Annotated in this window: 15 protein-coding genes; all 15 read left to right on the top strand. The window is 33.4% G+C overall.

The genetic code is table 11. The features are described from left to right. Positions 1-2 precede the first annotated feature (2 nt). Complete coding sequence (locus ACQKN4_RS02860; protein WP_427482181.1) at positions 3-644, top strand: hypothetical protein; 642 nt, start codon at positions 3-5, stop codon at positions 642-644. Between the two features lie 16 nt (positions 645-660). Further along, positions 661-4,668, top strand: coding sequence for a phage tail protein (locus ACQKN4_RS02855; protein ID WP_427482179.1), 4,008 nt, complete (start codon positions 661-663; stop codon positions 4,666-4,668). Positions 4,669-4,679: 11 nt separating this feature from the next. Beyond that, complete coding sequence (locus ACQKN4_RS02850) at positions 4,680-5,159, top strand: hypothetical protein (RefSeq protein ID WP_427482177.1); 480 nt, start codon at positions 4,680-4,682, stop codon at positions 5,157-5,159. Between the two features lie 13 nt (positions 5,160-5,172). Beyond that, a complete protein-coding gene (locus ACQKN4_RS02845; protein ID WP_427482176.1) occupies positions 5,173-6,330 on the top strand; it encodes a hypothetical protein in 1,158 nt (385 codons plus the stop codon). Positions 6,331-6,347: 17 nt separating this feature from the next. Continuing rightward, the gene (locus tag ACQKN4_RS02840; RefSeq protein WP_427482174.1) at positions 6,348-7,109 is read left to right on the top strand and encodes a hypothetical protein; all 762 of its coding nucleotides are present in this window, start codon (positions 6,348-6,350) and stop codon (positions 7,107-7,109) included. A gap of 125 nt (positions 7,110-7,234) precedes the next feature. Beyond that, positions 7,235-7,834: a hypothetical protein gene (locus ACQKN4_RS02835; protein WP_427482172.1), complete on the top strand. Its 600-nt coding sequence runs from the start codon at positions 7,235-7,237 to the stop codon at positions 7,832-7,834. A 260-nt stretch (positions 7,835-8,094) separates the two neighbouring features. Then, positions 8,095-8,568, top strand: coding sequence for a hypothetical protein (locus ACQKN4_RS02830; protein WP_427482170.1), 474 nt, complete (start codon positions 8,095-8,097; stop codon positions 8,566-8,568). Positions 8,569-8,733: 165 nt separating this feature from the next. Continuing rightward, positions 8,734-9,066, top strand: a complete 333-nt coding sequence (locus ACQKN4_RS02825) for a LamG-like jellyroll fold domain-containing protein (RefSeq protein ID WP_427482168.1) — start codon at positions 8,734-8,736, stop codon at positions 9,064-9,066. Continuing rightward, the gene (locus ACQKN4_RS02820) at positions 9,026-9,517 is read left to right on the top strand and encodes a hypothetical protein (RefSeq protein ID WP_427482166.1); all 492 of its coding nucleotides are present in this window, start codon (positions 9,026-9,028) and stop codon (positions 9,515-9,517) included. Before ACQKN4_RS02825 ends, ACQKN4_RS02820 begins: the two co-directional genes overlap by 41 nt. A gap of 953 nt (positions 9,518-10,470) precedes the next feature. Further along, entirely contained in the window at positions 10,471-10,722 is a 252-nt protein-coding gene (locus ACQKN4_RS02815; protein ID WP_427482164.1) for a hypothetical protein, read from the top strand. 396 nt (positions 10,723-11,118) lie between these two features. Continuing rightward, positions 11,119-11,439, top strand: a complete 321-nt coding sequence (locus ACQKN4_RS02810; protein WP_427482162.1) for a hypothetical protein — start codon at positions 11,119-11,121, stop codon at positions 11,437-11,439. A 146-nt stretch (positions 11,440-11,585) separates the two neighbouring features. Next, the gene (locus ACQKN4_RS02805; RefSeq protein WP_427482160.1) at positions 11,586-13,043 is read left to right on the top strand and encodes a discoidin domain-containing protein; all 1,458 of its coding nucleotides are present in this window, start codon (positions 11,586-11,588) and stop codon (positions 13,041-13,043) included. Positions 13,044-13,084: 41 nt separating this feature from the next. Then, positions 13,085-14,290 carry a discoidin domain-containing protein gene (locus ACQKN4_RS02800; protein ID WP_427482158.1) on the top strand — a complete coding sequence of 402 codons (1,206 nt, stop codon included), beginning with the start codon at positions 13,085-13,087 and terminating at the stop codon, positions 14,288-14,290. 25 nt (positions 14,291-14,315) lie between these two features. Then, entirely contained in the window at positions 14,316-15,260 is a 945-nt protein-coding gene (locus ACQKN4_RS02795) for a LamG-like jellyroll fold domain-containing protein (protein ID WP_427482156.1), read from the top strand. 47 nt (positions 15,261-15,307) lie between these two features. Beyond that, on the top strand, positions 15,308-16,717 hold a 1,410-nt coding region (locus ACQKN4_RS02790), incomplete at its 3' end, for a LamG domain-containing protein (protein WP_427482154.1).

The following is a 16,717-nucleotide window of genomic DNA, read 5'->3' as shown; positions in this document are numbered from 1 at the left end:
TTATGACTAATTGGTCAAGATTGAGTGTTCCTAGAGGTATTTATACCTCCCCTCCTTTCTTCATTTCAAATGACTTAGACAAATATATCGCAAATATCAAAGAGTCAGCAATCAACATTCACAACCAAACGATAGAATACTATTATAGAGTTTCCTACAATCAAAACGAATGGACTGATTGGAAAAGAATGTACATAACTTCTTATGACCTCTTAGATGAATATGTTTTGACAGGTTTGTATATCCAATTTCAAATAGTCATGGTTGCTGATAATGAGTCTGTCAAGCCTTATCTACAAGCCTTTGAAATGAATTTAAAACCATATGGTTTCTTAGAGAATACAGGTGACTTCCCTATCAAACCTAAGTTATGGATTAGAAAGAAAAACGGTAAAGGAAATATTGCAATTATTAACTTTACAACAGGTCAAAGAGTTGAGTTTAAAGACCTTAATAACAACGAAGAAGTATATATTGATTGTGAGAACGAAGAAATTGTTTCAAGCAATCAAGTTAACGGTGTTTACAGGTATGATTCACATAACGATGAATACCTAGAGCTAATTAGAGGAAGCAACTACATCACATCTGAGGGTGACTTTGACCTCGACATTAGACATAAAGCAATACTTCTACAAGAATAAACAGGAGGAATGAATAGTGAAGATAGGTGAAATTGATTATAACCTAAAACTACCTAAAAAAAGTCTTTTTCTATGTAAACCAAATAAAAGCACTATCGCTAAAATCAATGAAGCCTATGATGTACAATACTACACAAAGTTAAGTACAGTTAATGAGCTTTCATTCAAAATTCCAACAATCATTATTAAAGATGAAGTCCCAATGGATAATCCAAATATCGAGCGTATTAAGCACCGATATATTTTTAAATATGTTGTTGGTAATATGACTGAATATTTTCTTTTCAATGAGTCTAATAAAGGTTATGGTGATGAAGATTATATTGAGTATAGAGCTTACTCGTTAGGTGTTCAATTAGGCGATAAAAATGTTCGTGAATACGAAAAAGTTGGTAACTTAAAAGAGGTTGCAAATGGTGTTCTTGAAGATGTTTACGGTAGCTTGTTAGAAGTTCCTATTAAACGTTGGACTGTCGGTTATGTTGACAGCTACTTCACTACTTCCGAAACAGCAGAAAGAAAATACAATGTAAGCTCTATGTCCCTATTAGAAGTTATGTATGACATTGCGACTAAATGGAACGCTGTAATCAAGTGGAACACTGAGGATTTAGTAATCGAGTTTCATAAAGCTGAGAATGTAGGATTAAATAAAGGATTTTATATTCGTGATGGAAAATACTTAGAAAGCTTTGACCTATCAGTTGATAGTAGCACAACAGTTACTCGCCTAAGAGCATTTGGCTCAGATGGATTAACATTCAGAAAAATAAACCAACTTGGAGAAGACTATATACAGGACTTCTCTTTTTATATGTATCCATTTGAATATGATAAAGAAAACAAAAGAGTTATTAAAAGCTCAGATTACATGAGTGATAACTTATGTATTGCGCTAACAAAGTATGAAAACTTAGTAAAAAGCTTAGAAAGTGACTTTGAAACTATTTCTAAGAAAATTGAAGCTCTACAAGCAATCCTTACAATTGAATCTGATAGACTTTCTAAAATAACAGTAGAAAGAATGCTATTAGAAGATGAAAGGGATGTTCTTTTAGCTGATTTCCAAACTGATAAGAGTCTTTGGGGTAAAGATGGATATAACGACAGAGGCACTAAAGATGGAACTGAAAGACATGCTGAGGTAATTGAACTACTTAGAGCAAAAGAGATTGAGGAATCTAACCAAAAAGCAGTCGTTGACAATGCTAGATTCGATGTACAAGATGCAGAACGTGAAAAGCAAGTCCACTTAGATAAACTTAAACCTTCTACTAACTTTACTAATGATGAATACGCAGAGTTACAAAACTTTATCATTGTCCAAGAGTATACAAATGACTCTATCACTCACCCAGAAGATTTGATGAAAGAAGCTAAAACAATTTTCAAACAAAGTCAAGAACCAAAGATTCAATTAACTGTAAGCATTATTGATTTCCTCTCAGTTATAGAGTGTCAAAATGATTGGGATAAGTTAGGTCTAGGTGACAGTATCAGAATACGATACGATAGGCTCAAAGTTAATATTCTAGCAAAAATCATTGAAATCAATTATGACTTAGAGAATTTTGAAATCTCTTTAACTATCGCTAACGAGAAAGACCTCAAAGATGGTAGCGCATTGTTGATGGACTTGCTAAATAAAGCAGACCTCACTTCTACTATTGTGTCGATGGACAAAGATGGTTGGAATCTATCGAAAGAAAACAACGGTAAAATCAATGAAATTATCAACAATAAGTGGGACTCATTAAAAAATGCTGTCCTAGCAGGCTATGACCAACAAATAACTATCTCAGAGCGTGGTATCATCGTTAAATCGCTTGACGACCCTGATAGTTGGTTAGTTATTCAAAACGGCTTCTTGGCTATCACAAATGACCGTGGTAACACATGGAAACATGCAATCTCCAAAGACGGTATTTGGGGCGAATATATCTTCGGTAAACTTATCTCAGGTGTTAATTTATATATCGAAGATGAATCAGGAGCATGGAAAACTCAAGGCTCACGTACTACTATTTATAACGCAGATGGTAAAGAAGTTATGTGGCTTGGTCTTGTTTCAGATAATCTCCGAGATCAATTTGATAATATTATTCGCCAAGAAAAAGGAGAATGTTTCGGTCTAAAATCATGGAACACTGTAACAAAAGTCGAAGTAACTGACTGTGTTGGCTTCGCTATCTCAAGATGGAAAAATGATGATTGGCAAAAAGTTATGTGGGCTAACCCTGACGGAACACTTTATTCGAAAGATATGGTTGCGGAAGGAATTAAGATTGTTAATAATGTTGGCGACCTTATTCTAGACGCAGAGAACAATTTCTTTGATGTAAGTATTTTCGATAAAATTGTTGCTGACGGAAAACTAACAACTCTTGAAAAACTACAGATTACTACAGAATTGCACCGCATACACGCCGACTACAAAGCCCTTCTCAAACACGCTGACAAATATAATAAGAGTGAAAGAGACAATGAAACAGACTTTGATGAAGCATGGAATCAAGATGAAGGTAGATTCCCTACTACAATATCTGATATTGAGAGATACAGCACAAAAGACCTCATTGAAAAATATACAGCTCTTGTAACCTACCTATCTCAATTCCTCCCTATTACTAAAAAAGGTATCATTAGAGATGAATTTCTTGAGATTGACCAAAAGCATCCACTGATGGAAACAACGAGTGAGATTGCTGATAGAGGTTTCTTTATTCAAGTATTTAGTGACTATCATGAAGCATCAACAAAGCTTAAGCAAGCTATTGAGGATTCGATTTTCTATTCAGGTATTAATATGGGAAGTTACTATAACAACCTTATGATGGGTAAACAAGGTTTCGTAGCTGTCAGAAATGATGGTAGATATCGTGCTTACCTTAATGCTACCAACGGTCTTGCTCTAGAGAAATGGGAGCATGGGAAATGGGTTAAGAAGCTCTACGCTTCGTTAAATGACCCTTTATGGGATGATGGCACATTGATTGCAGAAGGTCTTGTAACTAAAAATCTACGCATTGTAGACGCTCATATGAACGAGAAAATCACTTTTGATTGGTATAAAGGAATCACAATTAAAGGTGACAACAACGGTGCTATAATCTACCTTAATGCTAATGATGGTATTAAAATCACAGTTAATGGAGATAGAAAGTTTTGGGTTGGTTTGGATGGTAGACTTTATGCGAAAGACATTACTACTCACAACCTTAAAATTGTTGACGGTAATTTAGGTGAGAAAATTGTTTTTGACCACCAAGAAGGTATTACAATCTATGGCGATAACGCTGACATCTTCTTAAATGCCAATGACGCTATTAGAATTAAAACCAAGAGTGGCGAAGATAGATTTTGGGTTGATACTGATGGCTCACTATTTGCTAAAAAGTTATACATCATGGGTGATGACGATGAAATGATTGAAGATATTGATGGTTCATATATCTCAGATTTAACAGTAAATAGCCTGAAAACACTTGGTAAAGGCAATACGAAACAAGATATTATCCATATTGCTAAAAACTTCATGAGATTTAATACTTTCTTCTCAGGTAGTGAAAAAACAAAGTTAGAGTTCACTTACGAAGGTACAGGCGATACCTCCTTCCCTGTTATGATTTTCGGTTCAGGAAATGGTAGAGGATACGGTAGTGGTTCTGAGCAAGCAAAAGTCTACAAAGATAATAAAAAGTTTGCTATTGAATATGATGCACCTAATGGTGTTATGACAAAATTCTACTTCAATGAGTCAGACACAGATGATGCAGGACAAGCAGTTTACTTCGAGTCTAAAGGTGGAGTTCGATTCCACTCTGATAAAAAATTCGTTGCTAAGACTGACCTGTTTGAGTTTTTCAGAGTTGTTAAAGGGCAAGATGCTAAAATGCAGTTTGGTCAACATTCATGGATTTCTATGGAGAAAGATAATATAATGATTCGTTTTGATACTAATAACTACATCAAAATTTCAGCAAGTGGTGTTGAAGTCAAGGGTAATAAGATTAGCTTAAACTAGGAGGATTCTATATGGCAAAGATAGCTCTAAAAGACTCTACAATTTCTGATACTACTGCATCTAACCATATCACATATAAAACTTATGATTTTATTGGAAAAACCCCATCATACTGTGTATCTTGGGATGACGAAGGCTATTGTAATGATTGGGACTCTGACGATATTTATGAATGGGTAAACCATCCAACATCTGCAACAGTTAAAGGTAAGACAGTATCAATAGTAACAAACGTAACAATTGAAGGAAAAGCACCAATTGTTCAAGGTGACAAAACCACAGAGAATGACTCATATTCGCTACCTAGTGGTGGCGTATATGTTAGTGGTTCTCACACTAATGCTCAAGGCTCAGTAACAGTTGGCAATAGTAACAATGTATTTATTAATGGTAAGTCTGTTGCTACTGACAACTCTACTGTTACTACACATGCAGGAACTAGCTCAAAAATTAATGGTGGAGCTAGTTCTACTGTAACAATAGGTTCATAAAGAAGGTGAGAATTTGACAGTAAAAAAACAACCTATAAACTATTTAGAGTTTAATAATCCTATTCATATTGTTTGGCGAAAAGGTACACCTAATGACCCTTTCGTTGATAGATTAGACATTACTCGTGTAGTTAATCAACGTGTGGCTTTATTAGAGATTCCTGATGAACTACATCGAGTAAGGATTGCAAACATGTTCGAAGTAAACTATGAAAAGTTTATTAAGAGCAGTTTAGGAAAAAACGAGTTCTATTGTGATTACACAAATGGTTTTATATTCTTTAATACAGATAGAGAGGCAGAAACAATTTCTATTGTGTATAAAGGCAGAGGTGTCATTTTGTACCCTTCTAATAGGATTATTCACTACGATGGCACAGATAGCACAGAAACACTATTTAAAATTATTGAGGAAGCAAAAACTCAGATTCAAGAATTAATCGGTCAAACTGCTAACTTTGAAGAAGTTTTAGACAACATGATTGTCGCTACAAACTTAACAAAAGATGCTACCGATATTGTTCTTGAAACAAATGATAAAGCTCTACAACACATTGAGCTTATCAAAGATGCCTATGAAACTACTGTATTAATCTATCAACCTTTTGTGCAAACACAAGCCGATATAGCGAAGAAGTACCCTAACCCACATGTTGGTTGGACTGTTCAAGTATATGACACAGGTATTCGCTATCGCTGGAATGGTAAAGATTGGATTCCGATAGATTCTTTAGGCGGTAACATTCCTAATGCCACAGATAAATATGATGGTCTTATGTCAAAAGAGCATTATATCAAAATGGAAGACATTAGCGTTGAAACAGATTACAGAACTATTGTTTTCATTTGTCCTCAAGAAGTTCTGCAAGGTGTTCAAGACCCTCATGTAGTATTCCCTCACAACGGAGAAATCTTAGATATTGAAGCATTTGTCTCAAAAAAAGGAACTGTTGCTACAGAAATAGATGTAGAATTATCTAAAGATTTTGTCAATTGGTCTACTATTATCAATAGCCCTGTTACCATCAAAGCAGGAAATTACAAAGATAGTAGACTACACAAGTTAACAAAAGCAAAGGTTAACAAAAATGATGTTTTCAGGTTGAACGTGGTTACTTTTGATAATGACACATACAACCTGACAGTAAATATAAAGATTAAAATTAACTAGAAAGAAGGAATTTAATTATGGCATTAGCACCTAGAGTATCATGGTACGAAGGAACAAACGCAAAGGCAAACGAAGTAAAAAGCACAGTAAACTACGGTACTGTTGACGCTGACTCTGCGTCAGCTACTAAAGTCTTCTACATTTGGAATAATCGTGGCGAAACAGAAGATTGCTCTAAAATGGAAGAAGTAGTTTTCACAACTCGTGATCGCAAAGGTGGAGATGGTAGTTCAACAGGTAATATCGTTGAGGCTGTGAAAGACAACTGGTTCAAAGTTCGTGTAGATAGTTTAGGAGAAACAGGGGCAAATGCATTCGTTCCTGTTGGTAAAGGTGGCGTAGGAACACCTAACCCTAGTGGTACGAAAGATTTAGGTACGACAGGTACTACTACAAACGTGAACGCATCTACTGCTCAAGTTTGGTCTGCTAAAAAAATATTAACATTAGACACTTACGTTCAACCAACAAAACCAAATGGCTTTATTTACAAAGTAACAAAAGCAGGTGAAACATATGGCACAGAGCCTTCATCATGGGTAACTGTTGAAGGAAATCCTGTAATTGATGGTAGTGTAGAATATGTTGCTATCCAAATTGAAAAAAAACCAAATGCTAAAGAGATTTTAGGTTTAGCAAACAACACTGATGTTGATGGAAAAAATGCTCACCAAGCAGGTGGTAACTTTGTTCAAATTTCTGTGTATGCCGATGTACCTATCACAGCGTCAGCAGGTAAAAACTTGTTAGTACAACGTGTCTCTTACCGTTATGTATAAAAAGCAACATAATGATATCCAACAGATAAAACATTGATTTTACTGGGTACGGGGCTATCTCCCCTACCCTATTTTTCATGGTTTTTAAAAAAAATACTTCAATACAATGAAGGAGATTGATAAAAATGTTATTCACAAATTCAGGAAACAATCAAGCAATCAGTATTCCCTATAACTGGAACGCTGATTATGCAAATGGTAAAAACTATGCTGAGTATGACCTACTTACGCATAAGAAAAATGATTTCTATTTAATTCAAAAAAATCAAGTCATACGTTTTGGTTTGTTCGGTCAAGGGATGAAGTTATTCTTCGAAATGTCCGATGGTTCTTTTAACATAAATGGTAGAAGGATTGAAATTGAGTACATAGATGATGAAGATGAAAGAACATATCATTTAACAACAAACTTTGAAAACAAAGACCTTATCACATATAAAGAAGCCTTTACTGATTTTAACAATGTACAAGGTATTCAAAAATCGAACTTAAAGTCAATTAATTTTGGCTACAAGACAACTTACACAAAAGAAGAAACTCAATTATTCTTTCAACCTGTTGTTTCACTTCCTTTTGAAGATAGTCCTTTTATCGAAGTTAAAATCACTTCCAACAAATCTATGAATGGTCATTTGATATTCAAATCAAGAGGCATTGAAATAGAACGCTTCTATGCCCCTTTGGAAGCTTATAGTGCAGGTCAAATTAATTGGGTAATCAAATAAGAGAATGCTCATATGGCTACTATAGGCGGTAATATAGAGAAGAAAGAAAGAAAGAAATAGGATTATCTATCGGTGTCTCTGGAACACTTGACAAAACAACAGGCTATTTACAGCTATTTAATGTTGATGGTCAAGGAAATCCCGTTTATGTCGAACAAGGCTCTTGGACTTCTGACGTAATTGATTTAGGCGATATTTTCCAAGAATTCGAGAATGTTTTTATAGATAATACAGTCAATGGCGCAAGTTCATTCGCATTATTGACTAGAGTTTCAGATAACGGTGTCAATTGGTCTGATTGGATTGTCATTGCGGAAGATGGAGCAATACAGTCTGAGACTAAGAAGTACATTCAAGTGAGAATTGATTTGTTTGCAGGGTTTGTGACAGATGAATTTATTATATCCAAAAGTGATTTTAACACTAATGAATATATTGAAGAAAAAGAATCTAAAACAAGTAAATATATTGCACCTACATTAACATCAAATACCTCTTCACCATTAGGCTTTGCATTTTCTTCTAGCGTACTTAGTGCTTCTTATGCAACATGGATGGCTTTTGATAAAGTAGATTCAAATTATTTCTATACTGCTAATGAAGTTATAGATGGATTTTTGGGATTCTATTTCAAAGAAAGAAGGCGAGTTACAAAATTACTATGCCTAAATCATGGGTTCTACAAGGAAGTATTGACACTACAAATGGTATTGATGGTAATTGGTATAATTTAGATACTCAATCTAATCAAACTTGGAGTACTACGAATATTATTAGAGAGTATAGTTTATGGATATGAAAAAAATGATGATAAATCACTAATCACACATAATGGAGAATATAAAAAAGTAGAACAAGAAAAGACTAGTTCAGTGTTTTATAACGGTACAAATCCTTATATGAGAACAACAAAAGTCCACAACTATAACGTTGTAACATTAGAAACCTGGGTTAAACCATATGTAACTTCTAGCACACATCAAGAAGTCATGTCAAACGTTGAAGGCGGAGGGCATTCCATAGGTCTTCTTAATGGAAAACCTTATTCAAGATTTTATTTGAGTGGTGCGTATAGATATTGCTATGGAAATGAACTTTCATTAAACCAATGGTCACATATAGCAACAACATTTGATGGAAATACCATTATATTTTATGTAAATGGGGTTAAGGAAGGTGAGCTAAAATATAGTGGATCAGCCTGTTTCTGGGGGTTATTTAGAGTTTTTTAAAGGAGAAATAAAAGACTCAAGAATTTGGAATGTTGTCAGAACAGAGTCACAAATATCATCAAACATGTATCAACTCTCAGAAGAAGATAGTATGTCTGATAATTTAGTCGCTTGGTATCCACAGGACGAGACTACTGGCACAGTATGTAAAGATAAAAGTAAATATGCTAGTAATGGAACTTATATAAACACTACTATTTTAACTGAGTATTTCCCCAAAAAATTACTTACAGTTTCCCCTACTCTTCCTACTGCAACACAATTCATAGAACGGGGAATGGATTCTCTATCTCCACTATTTGACAGAGAAATTACAACTTTAATGCCTACTGAAATGAAACAAAGAATTGGTGTCTTAGAAAAAGATGGAGTTGGTAAAATATTTAGTAAAACAATTGACTTAAAGAAATATTTTGAAATTAGAACTATAAGAACTGAGGTGAAAAAATGAGTGTCACATGGAACAATGATAACCTTACAGTATCAGCAAAGGATTTAGCACTACTTATTATGTAAGTAAAGGTTTGATAACAAGTGGCAAATGGTATTGAGAAATTACTATTAACGCAGTTGGTTTAACCTTTATTCGTGTATTAGGAAAAGATATTGGAAGTTGTTTAACAGGAAACACTCAGATGTCCACATATCAACGCTCATATACTTCCTCAGGAATACTCGAATAGGTTCTACCAATACAAACTTTGGAGAAGCATACAAGCTAGGAGATACAATAGCTGTTTAATTAGATATGAACAAAGGTACTCTAAATAAAGGAAGGTATAGAAAATTCAGCCAAAAAGTGGGAATCACAGTTTTAAACAACGCTATTCCAAAAATGACATCCAATACTGCACCTAGCGGAATATCTAGTTCTAGTATCGTGGCAGGCACAAGTTACCTTACATGTTTGCTTTTGATAGAATCACAACAGCTATAGGATGGGTAGCTAATGGTCGCACAATAGAAGGTTTAAGTCTTATGGGATATAACTATAACTCAATGAAAATGAATGTGTGGATAACACCAAAAAGTGTATATCAATTCAAGGTTCTAATGATAATACAATATTTGAATCCCTACAACTATAGAATCTCCTGAGCTGTCGTGGCTAACTCTAAAAACATACTATTTCAAAAATCCTAAATTTTACAGGTACTATAGAATTGTATTCACTCTACCTTCATCGACAAAGTGGCAGTAAGTTAAATTAGACTTTTAGCGTATGACAAAAAAACTTATTTGAAAAAGATGGAGTGTCTTTCAAATAACAATATTTTATTTTATGGCAGTGACTCTTCTTTTAAAAGACTAAACTCATTAATTAGAAATAAATATCAGAAAAATCAGAGTTTATTCAGACAGCTCGATTAGAACAACTAGTATTAGTTTTGATTAAAAAGTGAGGTGAAAATATCGCAATATGTCTATGAAAAATACACAACTTTTAAAAGACCTTTTTATTCTGTAGTTGATACTGGTGTAGTAGGTCAAACAACAACTACATCTTCTACCCCAACTGGATATGCTAAATATATATTTGATGAATCAACTGGAACTATTGCAGTAAATAAAGAATCAGGTGGAGGATATTACGTACCGATAAACAGTAACTCAAAAAAGATATATAGATACCAAAGAGGAACTTACGCAGGCTAGGATTGGACTGGCGGTGTAAATAGACCTAAATACAATTATAGTTACTACAATGTTGAAGTTAAAGAAGAAATTATAACATATAAAAGACTCTTTAGTTACAAAAATCTACTCTATAGACGCAAAACTCTATACAGATGGATATGTAGATTCAGATGATTTTATGTACATAAAAAAAGCAGTTATACCTTACTATTTACTAAAAAAAGAAGAGAAAATATACTCTCTAGAATCAAATAACACAGTTTATGAAACAAAAATGACTTCCAACACAGTACCAAAGCCTTATGTTGCTAGTTCTAGTAGTGTTTACTCTACAACCTATCCTGCATGGAAAGCCTACAACGGAGATAAAACAGGAATAGAGCACCGGTTAACACCTAATGGCACTCCTTTTGGTTGATTCAAATTGATTTTGGTGAAAATGTTAAGGTTAATAACTTTACCCTATTTACAAAAGGAATCCCTGACACGCATAAACCTAAAAAACTTAACATTGAAGGTTCAAATAATGCGATTTCATTTGATATTTTCCAAACAGTAAGCAAGTGGACAGTGGTTGATGTTGAAGTAACAGTAGTCAACTTTAAAAACGAAAATAAGTACAGATACTACAAAATAAACATCTTGGAAAACAACGGTGGAGTATACACAGGGCTTGATGAAATTATTTTAAGTTACAAGAACCTCAAGGTGATTCAGTTGCCATTACTTTCTTAAAATTCAACCTATCTGTATAGATAAAAACTACATTTTACAAGATGAAATTTCAGAAAACATGGATGGTCTTACGACAACTAAATTAGACAGAAAACCTCTATCTATAAAATTGGAATAACAAAAGAGAAAGTGCAGGTGCAACTATAATGCCCAGTATAAATATAAATGGCTTTAAACAAACATTCAACAATATCTTTTACGTTGATTCAACTAATGGCTCTGATTCAAATAATGGCACTATTAACTCTCCTTTTATGACTGTTAATCATGCAATTTCAAGATGTGGAACAACAGGTGGTGCTATTTATGCTAAAGCAGGTACATATGATGTAACTAGAATAGCAGGAGATTATGATTCAGGTGGACTATGGGATGATAACAAAGCTATCTCTTTCTTTGGCGAACAAGGAAAAACCGTTTTTTTATGTGATGGCGCAAAACATAAAAATAGAGATACACATTGTATTATGTTTCAAAATGAAGGAACTAAAGCCTATCATATAACTTTTGATTTTAAAGTTGGAACTAGAAGTGGTAATTACCCAACTTGTATTACTGGTGTTGGTGGCAACTCTGTAAAAGGAGAGGTTATTAATTGTCTATTTAAGATTGATAGCCTTTCACCTTGTTTAGCTTACTCAAACAACGCTTTATCTACCATAAAATTCACAAATTGTGTATTTGAGGTTAAGACGAATTTTGTAGGAAGCTATTCAGGTGCAGGATTCACTATTGAAAACTGTGCCACAAATTTCTTATTTTATGGTGAAGGAACTAGAAAAAATATTTACTCCAATGCTACATTTAATTCAAACTATCATATCACAAACTATGATGAATCAAAATTGAATATAGGTTTGTATGCAGGAGTATGCTCTTGGGAATATACTTTGAAGCTTTTTGGTAGTCTACTTAGAGCTAATAATAAAACCTACTCTACAGAATCGGTTGATATTTGGTATGAAACAAAAATGACTTCGAATTTTGCCCCTTCTCCACTAGTGGCTAGTGCTAGTAGTGAATATAATAGTAGTTATTATGCATGGAAAGCTTTTAATGGAACTAACATCTCTGGTAATTACGATGAATGGATTAGTGCAACTGGACAACTAACAGGATGGATTCAGATTGACTACGGTAAAAAGGTAAAAGCTAATAGGTTAATCCTTACTGCATCACCTGATACAACTTATCTAGCATCAACACCTAAAAAATTTAATATTCTATATTCCAATGATGGGATTAATTTTAGTAAAGCAAGAACTATAGAAAATCAAACTAATTGGACTACAAAAGAAAATAGGGAGTTTGTATTTAGAGGGATTGAAGCTAGATATTTAAGAATAGAGATTATTGAAATTAATGGTAGCACTAATTACATAGTTATAGGGGAAATTCAATTTGGCTATAATGGATTAACTTTAAAGAAGATACCTTCATCATCACTAGAAAATTTCCTTAAATATGGTAGAAATTCATTTTCAGGTTTAAATTACATTATCGCTAATGTAAACTATATTTTACAAGATAAAACGATAGATAAAGAAGATGGTCTTAGGAAAACTAAATTAGACAAAAAACCATTCAGCATTAGTTTTAAATAGTGCTGTTTTTTTAATTTGACAATAAGAAAAGGAATAATTACATGACAACAGAACTAAAAAATTTAATTCCAATAATGACTTCTGACACAACACCTAGTGGTCAGTCTTTTGGAGATAGTTTACTAGAGAGCTTATATAATTATTGGTATGCATTTAATAATGTTGATAGCCAAAGTTGGACATCTAAAAATACAGCTTTTCCACATTATATAGGCTATGAATTTACACATAAAACAAAAATCACACAATACACAATAAGAAGTAGAAATTTTGATAACAACGATTTGACAGCTATGGCTAAATCGTGGGAATTTCAAGGTAGTGATGATAATTCAAATTGGGTAACTATAGACACAAGAACAAATATTGTTTGGACTTCAAAGGCTCAAGATATGGATTTTTTATTAGGCAGAGCTGTAGAGTATAAATATTATAGACTAAAAGTAATTGCAAACAATGGTTATGCACAAACATTGTGTACAATTGGACAGTTAAAGTTATTCTATGATAGTCTAATTTTCAATAAAATTACTATTAAAAATCCAACAAAAAACGAATATTATTCTCTTGCAGACAACACTCTAATTCACATGCCTAATAACTCTCCTAAAAACTTGATTTTACATGGTATTGAACAAGGTAAAGAGATTCAATTAAATGTGCCTTTTGATAAACATAGATACTTTAATGACACACCTGTTGCTAATGTGAGTGGGAAGGTGTTCACACATAGCATTGATAAAGTTAATACTTTAAATATTAAAGAGTTTAGAGCGAACACAGATATACAAAATGTTTGGTTCAACATTAATATGACATCTAATAATGCCCCTGCTCCATTGGTTGCAAGTGCAAGCTCCTATCTTTCTGACATAAAAGGAATGATATGGCAAACCTTTAATAACGATACATCAACAGATAGTTATTGGATGACACCAACAAATACTACAAATGGATGGATTCAGATTGATTTTGGAGAAGAAAAACTTACTAATGTTATTTCTATCAGAAGTAGAGATTCAACTATAACAGCTTCACCTAAAAGTTTTGAAATACTAGGTTCTAATAATAACTCTACTTTTGAAAAAATTGCAGAATTTAAAAATGAAGTTGGATGGTTGCCTTCGGAAGAAAGAATCTACCGTTTTGATAATACTGAAAAATTCAGATATTTAAGACTAAATGTGTTAGAGAATAATGGTTATGTAGTATTAGTAATCGCTAGACTACGATTTGGTCACATTTAGGAAAAACAAGAAGGAAGTGAAATAAATGGCTACTGAACAACTAATGACTCTACATGGTGTTGCATGGTTTGGATTTGATGAAGCAAGTGGAAACGTTGTAGACAAACTAGGCAATGACTATACAGGCACAGTTAACGGAACAACTAGAGTGCAAGGTTGGAATAGTGAAGGCTCTGCTATGAGTTTCAATGGAGTTAATAATTATATGCCATCAACAATTAAAGCTCCAATAGGAGATAAAACAATAAGATTTAAGGTAAAAATCAAATCTGCTCCTTCTGCTATACAGGGGTGCATATTTGAGGACTATTCAGTTAACACAAATTCAGCAGGACTATATGCCTTTATCAATAAAAGTGATATGAGACTTATTTTCCAAGGATATTATGGTACAAATCAAAGTATCAAATACACAGTAAACTCAACAGAAGGATTAAATTTGAATGAATGGTATGATATATTGATTTCCTATAAAAATACTTTAGATGGGTATGGATTAGTCTTATATATAAACGAAGAACTTATAGCAAAATCAAAAATTGCTGTGCTAGAGGACTCAAGTAATTCATCTTTAAGAGGACTTCATTTCGGTGCATTGAATTTCACTAATTATAGATATTGGAATAATATGGAGATAGATGACTTTCAAATCTACAATAAGGCTCTCTCCCCTTCTGACTTCACTCAAAAGCGCTTAGTTGTCAAAACTAAAGACAATAAAAACCTTGTTTTATCTCCTACTTCAAATCGTGTAAAAGAGATTCCTAACACAGCAGAATATATGATATTAGCTCAAGGTGGAGTAGTAAGAGAGATTGATTCAGCAGTTGATAGCCAACCAATTGATTTTACTAAAACTACAACTGAATATGAAATTGTGACTAATAACAGAACACCATTAGGGAAAGGTAGAATATTTACTATTCCTATTGGTAGTGATTTTAAAACAGCAATGATTGAGGGCAACTAGTTTTATAGTTGTCCTTTTAATATGAAAGAATATTGGAGGTCAATACAATGGCTAATAGTAAAGATAATTTAAACAAGTATGCTAAAACATTTATTGGTTTTGATGAACCTAATGGTAATGCTATGGATACTATTGGTGGATACACAGGAACAGTAGTTAATTCCCCTACTCGTGTAACAGGTTGGAATGGAAAAGGAAATGCTATGAGCTTTAATGGCACTAATCAGTATGTAGAGTTTAATAATAAAATTATTCCAATTGGAATAAAAAGTGTTAGATTTAAGATTAAATCCAATAATAGCTCTTTATCTAATTTTGAATATATTTTGTCCAATACAACAGAAGTTGGTAGTGGTTTAAGATTTGTATTACAAACAAATGGGTCGATTTTGGTTAGTTTACATCAAGACAGTATACAAACATTTCAAATAGCTACAGCCAAAAAGATATTAGATGGAAAATGGCATGATGTATTTTTTACATGGGATGGTTCAATAAATAATGATGCTATAAAAATCTATGTAGACGATATGACCGTTCCAGATATAACTACAACAGCAAAATCAATAGAGTCAAACACCCCTACAAACAATCTTATAATTGCAAGACACACTGTTTCAAGCGCACATTATTTCAATGGGCAAATAGACCAAATAGAAATCTACGATAGAGTAATCTCCCCTATTCCTGACAAATACCTAGTTCAACACAACTCAGATTACAAATACCATGATGGTGCTGATTGGCAATCAACTACACCAACAGAAGAAAACTTCATTCAATATGGAATGAACAATCTTGACCAAATCAAAGAGAATCAATGGAAAGAATTGTCAGGATATAAATCAGTGATTATGTGGTCTGACTTTGTGGATAAGCAATTTACTTCTGTTGTATTAAATAAAAATGAGTTCAAAGCTCAAGATTTACTAGGTGACAAACCTCAAGCTATTTACTACACCGACTCAGACACCTCTCTAATCACTGTAGAGACAGGTGTTGACCCTTATAGTGTTTATGACTACATTGGTGAATTGCCTACTATAGTGGCTTATACAGAGTCTACAGACGATATTATTGTATCTACAACTACTGAGCCATTCGACATCTACGAGGAATTTGGTGATAGTGTTGAGGTTCTTTATTACACAGATGATGAAGCCGTAAATGAAGCAGATTTAATCTTAGAAGCTAATTGGTCGCCTATTGATGAACTAGAAGGTGACTTCGAAGTTGTGACATGGACTGATGAAGCCCTTGAGACTGCTCAAAGAGTACTTGAGATGAAAGCTATCCCACAACCTCAATTCATCAAACTACTCAATCCTAAGCGTGTTTACGGTTCTTTAGATGATGTGTTCGTCAATGACATTTCTCAATCATATCGTGATGAAGCTCGCTACTTTGTTGCAGGACACACACCTGACAAATGGTATGTATGGGATAAAGAATCAAGT

It is taken from the genome of Lysinibacillus sp. NPDC093692 (assembly GCF_050280125.1).
Classification (GTDB): Bacteria; Bacillota; Bacilli; order Bacillales_A; family Planococcaceae; genus Lysinibacillus.
Note: the sequence above shows the minus strand (reverse complement) of the source record. Positions and strands in the feature narration are given on the sequence as shown.

Excerpts from the sequence above, each read along its gene's own strand:
- ACQKN4_RS02805 (WP_427482160.1), top strand. The coding sequence starts at position 11,586 with ATGCCCAGTATAAATATAAATGGCTTTAAACAAACATTCAACAATATC.
- ACQKN4_RS02835 (WP_427482172.1), top strand. The coding sequence starts at position 7,235 with ATGTTATTCACAAATTCAGGAAACAATCAAGCAATCAGTATTCCCTAT.
- ACQKN4_RS02860 (WP_427482181.1), top strand. The coding sequence starts at position 3 with ATGACTAATTGGTCAAGATTGAGTGTTCCTAGAGGTATTTATACCTCC.
- ACQKN4_RS02795 (WP_427482156.1), top strand. The coding sequence starts at position 14,316 with ATGGCTACTGAACAACTAATGACTCTACATGGTGTTGCATGGTTTGGA.
- ACQKN4_RS02825 (WP_427482168.1), top strand. The coding sequence starts at position 8,734 with ATGAGAACAACAAAAGTCCACAACTATAACGTTGTAACATTAGAAACC.
- ACQKN4_RS02840 (WP_427482174.1), top strand. The coding sequence starts at position 6,348 with ATGGCATTAGCACCTAGAGTATCATGGTACGAAGGAACAAACGCAAAG.
- ACQKN4_RS02850 (WP_427482177.1), top strand. The coding sequence starts at position 4,680 with ATGGCAAAGATAGCTCTAAAAGACTCTACAATTTCTGATACTACTGCA.
- ACQKN4_RS02800 (WP_427482158.1), top strand. The coding sequence starts at position 13,085 with ATGACAACAGAACTAAAAAATTTAATTCCAATAATGACTTCTGACACA.